The organism is Sphingomonas sp. (assembly GCF_031380695.1).
GTDB lineage: Bacteria > Pseudomonadota > Alphaproteobacteria > Sphingomonadales > Sphingomonadaceae > Sphingomicrobium.
Window position 1 is genome coordinate 1 of the sequence record NZ_JANMWY010000294.1, and the last position, 5219, is coordinate 5219.

The 5219-nt window shown below is 64.8% G+C and carries 6 protein-coding genes; 2 read left to right on the top strand and 4 right to left on the bottom strand.

The genetic code is table 11. The annotated features are described in order from the left end of the window. On the top strand, positions 1-373 hold a 373-nt coding region (locus RMN84_RS10615; protein ID WP_309612142.1), incomplete at its 5' end, for an NAD(P)-dependent oxidoreductase. Continuing rightward, positions 370-843 carry an HPP family protein gene (locus tag RMN84_RS10620; protein WP_309612143.1) on the top strand — a complete coding sequence of 158 codons (474 nt, stop codon included), beginning with the start codon at positions 370-372 and terminating at the stop codon, positions 841-843. The genes RMN84_RS10615 and RMN84_RS10620, both read left to right, overlap by 4 nt. A gap of 48 nt (positions 844-891) precedes the next feature. Here RMN84_RS10620 and RMN84_RS10625 read toward each other — a convergent pair whose 3' ends face one another. The 4 genes from RMN84_RS10625 to RMN84_RS10640 all read right to left on the bottom strand — a co-directional run. Next, a complete protein-coding gene (locus RMN84_RS10625; protein ID WP_309612144.1) occupies positions 892-1947 on the bottom strand; it encodes a LacI family DNA-binding transcriptional regulator in 1056 nt (351 codons plus the stop codon). Between the two features lie 14 nt (positions 1948-1961). After that, positions 1962-2840 carry a glycoside hydrolase family 16 protein gene (locus tag RMN84_RS10630; RefSeq protein WP_309612145.1) on the bottom strand — a complete coding sequence of 293 codons (879 nt, stop codon included), beginning with the start codon at positions 2838-2840 and terminating at the stop codon, positions 1962-1964. Further along, positions 2837-4360 (bottom strand): tryptophan 7-halogenase, encoded by a 1524-nt coding sequence (locus RMN84_RS10635; RefSeq protein WP_309612146.1) that lies wholly within the window; start codon positions 4358-4360, stop codon positions 2837-2839. Before RMN84_RS10635 ends, RMN84_RS10630 begins: the two co-directional genes overlap by 4 nt. Next, positions 4357-5219 (bottom strand): cupin-like domain-containing protein (locus tag RMN84_RS10640; protein WP_309612147.1); only part of this gene is annotated, 863 nt, incomplete at its 5' end. The genes RMN84_RS10635 and RMN84_RS10640, both read right to left, overlap by 4 nt.

A 5219-nucleotide genomic window follows, 5' to 3' on the forward strand; every position in this document is an offset into this window, starting at 1 on the left:
CGCCTATCTGGTCAACACCGCGCGCGGCAAGCTGTGCGACCGTGACGCGATCGTGCGGGCGGTCGAGAGTGGCCAGCTCGCGGGTTATGCCGGCGACGTGTGGTTCCCGCAGCCGGCGCCGAACGATCATCCGTGGCGGACGATGCCCTACGAAGGCATGACCCCGCACATCTCGGGTACGTCGCTGTCGGCGCAGGCGCGCTATGCGGCGGGCACGCGCGAGATTCTCGAATGCTTCTTCGAAGGTCGGCCGATCCGCGACGAATATCTGATCGTCCAGGGCGGCGGCCTGGCCGGGACCGGCGCGCATTCGTACAGCGCCGGGGATTCGACAGGGGGCTCGGAGGAAGCGGCCAAGTACCACAAGGCATGAAATGGCCGTTCGGCATCGGCCCGGTGCCGCGCCCGCTTGGCGTGCTGCTCGCCGGAATCGGTGCCGGGCTGACCATCTTCGCGCTGCTCATGCTGCACGACGCGACCCGGCTGGCGTGGCTAATCCCGTCGTTCGGGGCGAGCTGCGCGCTGGTGTTCGGCGTGCCCGACAGCCCGTTCGCCAGGCCGACCAGCGTCATCGGCGGGCATCTGGTGTCGTCGTCGGTCGGGTTGGCGGCGATGGCGATGCTGGGGCACGGGCCGCTGGCGATGGCAGTCGGGGTGGGATGCGCAATTGCGGCGATGATGGCGAGCCGGACGATGCACCCGCCGGCTGGCGGCGACCCGCTGATCGTCATTGCGACCAGCGCCGCACCGATGTTCCTGCTGACGCCCGCCCTCATCGGGACCGTGGCGATTGCGCTGGCAGGACTGGTGTTCCGCCTTGTGCGCCGCCCGGAGGGCAGATGAAGGGAATCGGCGTCGGCTGCAGGATCGATTTGGGCTGACCGCAATGGTTCACGGCAGATGCGGTGGAACCGTAGAGCCTCGCACGACCAGCGTTGCCGGGATGATGACCGTCGTCGCCGGCAATTCGGATCGACGCTGGTGCGCCACGATCAGTTCGACGGCTTTGGCTGCGATGTCGGCGATCGGTTGATCGATCGCGGTCAGCGGTGGCTGCACGAAGCGCACGATCGGGGTGTTATCGAAGCTGATCAACGAGAGCTGCTCCGGAATCCTCAACCCGCGGTTTTTGGCAAGTTCCAGGGTCGCCAGTGCCATTTGATCATTGCTGGCAATGATCGCGGTCGGCCGATGGTCGAGCGACAGCAACACCGCCGCCGCGCGCTCCCCTGATGCATAGCTGAAGTCGCCCTCGGCGAGCAGTCCGTCGATCGCTAACCCCGCCGCAAGCATCGCGCCGTGCCATCCTTCGACACGCCACCCACTCAATGAATACTCCGCCGGTCCGGCAATGAAGCCGATGCGACGATGGCCGAGATCGATCAAATGTTGGGTCGCTATCGCGGCGGCGTTCTCTTCGTCCATCGTAAGCGAAATACCGGGCCCCGGCTGCTTCGAGCCGATCCGCGCGAAGCTGATCTCCTGCGCCGCGAGCATGCTCGTGATCAACGGATTCTCGCTGTGCGGAGGGGTCAGGATCACGCCATCCGGCTGGAGCGCGGCGATCGTCGCGCGCAGTTCGCGCTCGACATGGTCATTGTGCGTGTCGACCAGTTCCAGCACCAGTCGATAGCCATATTCGGCCGCCGTGGTCATGCCGCCGAGCAACATCTGATCGACCCAATCGACACCCTCGCGGCTGCGCCAGTCGGCAATCGTGCGATCGCGATCGTTGAGCGCGAGGATAAGATAGGAGCGCGATCCGCTCATCCGCTGCGCGGCGATCGACGGTACATAGTGCAGCCGGTCGATTGCTTCCTGGACGCGAAGCTTCATCTCGGGCCGGACACCGGCCCCATCGTTGATCACGCGACTAACCGTTTGCAGCGAGACGCCGGCATCGGCCGCCACATGCTTGATCGTTACTGCCTGTCGCCGTCGCCCCATATCCTACCCTTGCCTCAGTCGGCTGGACGTTGCCAGACTCGAACCCAGTCGACCTGCATCGATCGCGGAAACCCTTCGAGGCTGACCCCCTTCTGGTTGCGACCTTCCGGCAGGTGGCCACCGATCGCCAGGTTGAGGATGAGGTGGAACGGCTGGTCGAACGGGGCGTGCGGATCGGTCGATCCCGGGGTCGACCAATCGCCCAGTCGCCGTTCGGCATAGCGATCGCCGTCGACCGACCAGATGATCCGGTCCGGGCTCCAATCGACCCGATAGACATGGAACCCGTCGATTGCGCCGGCCAGTTGAACATCGGTCGACAGAAATTTATTGCGTGGCGGCCGGTCGCCGAAGTGGATCGTGCCCAGGACATGATTTTCGCGCCCGCCGGCACAGGCCTCGCATGGTGTCCCCAGGTTGACCGCCTCCATGATGTCGATCTCGCCCGATAGCGGCCACTGCCCATAACGCCACGCCTCGGGCAGCATCCAGATTGCCGGCCAGCTGCCCTGACCGAGCGGGAGCCGAGCGCGGACTTCGACCCGGCCATAGCGCCATGCCGTTTTGCCCCGCGTTACGAGGCGCGCAGACGTGAACGGCTTGGCTGCCGTCACCCCCGGCGAGCCGCTCGTGTCGCCGTGCATCGCCGCCGGGCCGCGATAGGGTTCGCGCCGCGCGGTGATGGTCAGCACGCCGTCCCTGACCGAGGCATTGGCCGGTCGCGCCGTATAGCATTGCCGCTCCTCGTTGCCGCCACCGGCGCAATCGACGTCGAAATCCCATTTGCTCCGGTCGATACGGCGGCCGTTGAACTCATCCGACCACATCAATCGCCATCGATCGACAGGCGCCGTCTCCAGTTGGGCAGCCGCGAGCAGCAGGGCGGTGATCATGCGGCGTTCGCCGTGGCGGTTTGCCTGGCACAGCAGTAGCTTGCGACATAATCGGCATGGGCGGGGAGGCTGGCTATCGTCTGGTCGACGTTCCTGCTTATTGTGTCGAGCAGCCGCGCTATCTCCTCGTCGCGCAGCTTGGTCGCGATCGGGTGCCAGCTGCGCGGGATAATCCCCTGGCCGAGCATGACCTGAACCCAGCTGTTCTCGGCGAACAGTTCCTCGTTCTTGCGGAACACCCGCCCGGTCTCGCGGAACAGCTCGATCTTCTGTGCCAGAGAGTCGGGAATCGCCATCGCCGCGCAGTAGCGCCAGAATGCGCTGTCGCGCCGGTCGGTCGCCTTGTAGTGCAGGATCAGAAAGTCGCGGATCTGCAACATGTCGGTCATTTGCTGGTCGTTAAATTCGGCGACGTCGCGTTCGCTGATTTCGCGCAGCGGCAGCATCCGCAGGAACCGCAGCACGGCACGCTGGATGAGGTGAATGCTGGTCGATTCGAGCGGCTCCATGAAGCCACCCGAAAGGCCGATGGCAATGCAGTTGCGGTGCCACTGCTTGCGGCGCGCGCCGGTCGTGAAACGGATGACGTTGGGCTCCGTTAGCCGCTCGCCCTTTAGTGCGCCAAGGAAACGTTCAAGCGCGGCGTCCTGGTCGAGGTAGCCACTGCAATAAACGATGCCATTGCCGGTGCGGTGCTGCAGCGGGATGCGCCACTGCCAGCCGGCGTCGTGGGCCGTAGCGCGCGTGAAGGGGACGGACGGTCCGACCGAACTGGTCTGGGCGGCGATGGCCGAATCGCATGGCAGATATTGACTCCAGTCATCGAATCCGGCGTGGAGTGCACCCTCGATCAGCAGCGCGCGGAAGCCGGTGCAATCGAGGAATACGTCGCCCTCGATCCGCATTCCTCCGTCAAGTGTCAGCGCGGCGATATTTCCGCTTTCGCCGTTGAGCTCGACGGTCGCGATCCTGCCCTCGACTCGGCGCGCGCCGTCGCCCTCGGCCATCTTGCGGAGAAAGCGAGCGTAGAGGCCAGAGTCGAGCTGGTAGGCATAGTTCATCCGGTCGTCGGGAAGATGCGCGAACTTGGCCGCGTGAGCGGCCTTCAATTCGAGGCAATATTCTTCATACGATCCGGCCAGCCCGCGTTGCCGCGCGTCGAGCCAGAAATGCTGGAATCCGGCAGACCAATGATCCGTCCCGGTCGATCCGAACGAGTGGAAATAGCCCTCGCCGGGGATACGCCAATTGTCAAACTGAATGCCAAGTTTGAACGTCGCCTGTGTCGCCCGCATGAACTCGGCTTCGTTGATGCCGAGCAGCCGATTGTAGGCGACCAGCGGGGGGATCGTGCTTTCGCCGACGCCGATAGTGCCGATGTCGTCGGATTCGACCAGCGTCAGCTCGACCGCCGGGCCTAGCGTCCGGGCAATCGCCGCTGCCGCCATCCAGCCGGCAGTGCCGCCCCCGGCGACGACGATCCGCCTGAGCGGCCAGCCCGATACTTGCGTCGCCGTCATCGCGACAGGCCGCGCAGGATATTGGCGCGCAGCTTGCCCGCGCTTTCGGCAGTCAGCGGGGCAAGCACGCCGCGCGCTGGCTCGGGGATATGGGCGGTCACATCGTCTCCATTGTCGAATACATAATGGTCGAACATCTGCCGCCAGTAGTCCTTTTGGGTTGGCGGCAGATCGCGAATGGCGAGCATGGCATGATTAAGTGCGTCCTGGGGCTGACCGAGAAACGCCTGGGTGTCTCGCCACCAATAGTTGACGAGGACGTTGAACGGATCAAGCGCTTCGACATGGTGCCACCACAGCGACGGGATGAAGAGCGCATCGCCCGGCCCGAGCTCAGCCACCTGCGCCGACGACAGTGCATCGCGGAACCGCGGGAAGGCCGTGAAATCGGGTCGCTTGAGGTCGACCATACTGACAGCCCGGCCGGCGGGCGTGTGATCGATCGGGCCGAGATAAAGACTGGCGAACTGATCGGGCGGGAACAGGGTGAAGCGGCGGCGACCGACGGCGCAGACTACCAGATTGTCGGGCACGTCATTATGCGCCGCAATGCGGGTCGCTGTCCCGATCCAGATGCTGGCGAGCGGCCGGCGCTCGCCCAACTCGACGTTATTGGCCTCATGCAGGCCGGTGAAATAGTCATGCATGTCGATCGACGACAGGTAGATCGCCGGGGCGTCAGCCAGCCCTTCATTGGCATCGATCGCGCCGAAGATTTCGGGCAGGCTGCCGCGCAATGTGCGGAAGTTCATCGCCATGGCGTCGTCGTAGAATAGCCGCTCGCCGGCGCCGGCTTGGCCGAGCGAATAGGTGATCGGTCGGTCGCGGCTTTGGCTCAGCAGATTGGCTCGCGCCTCGC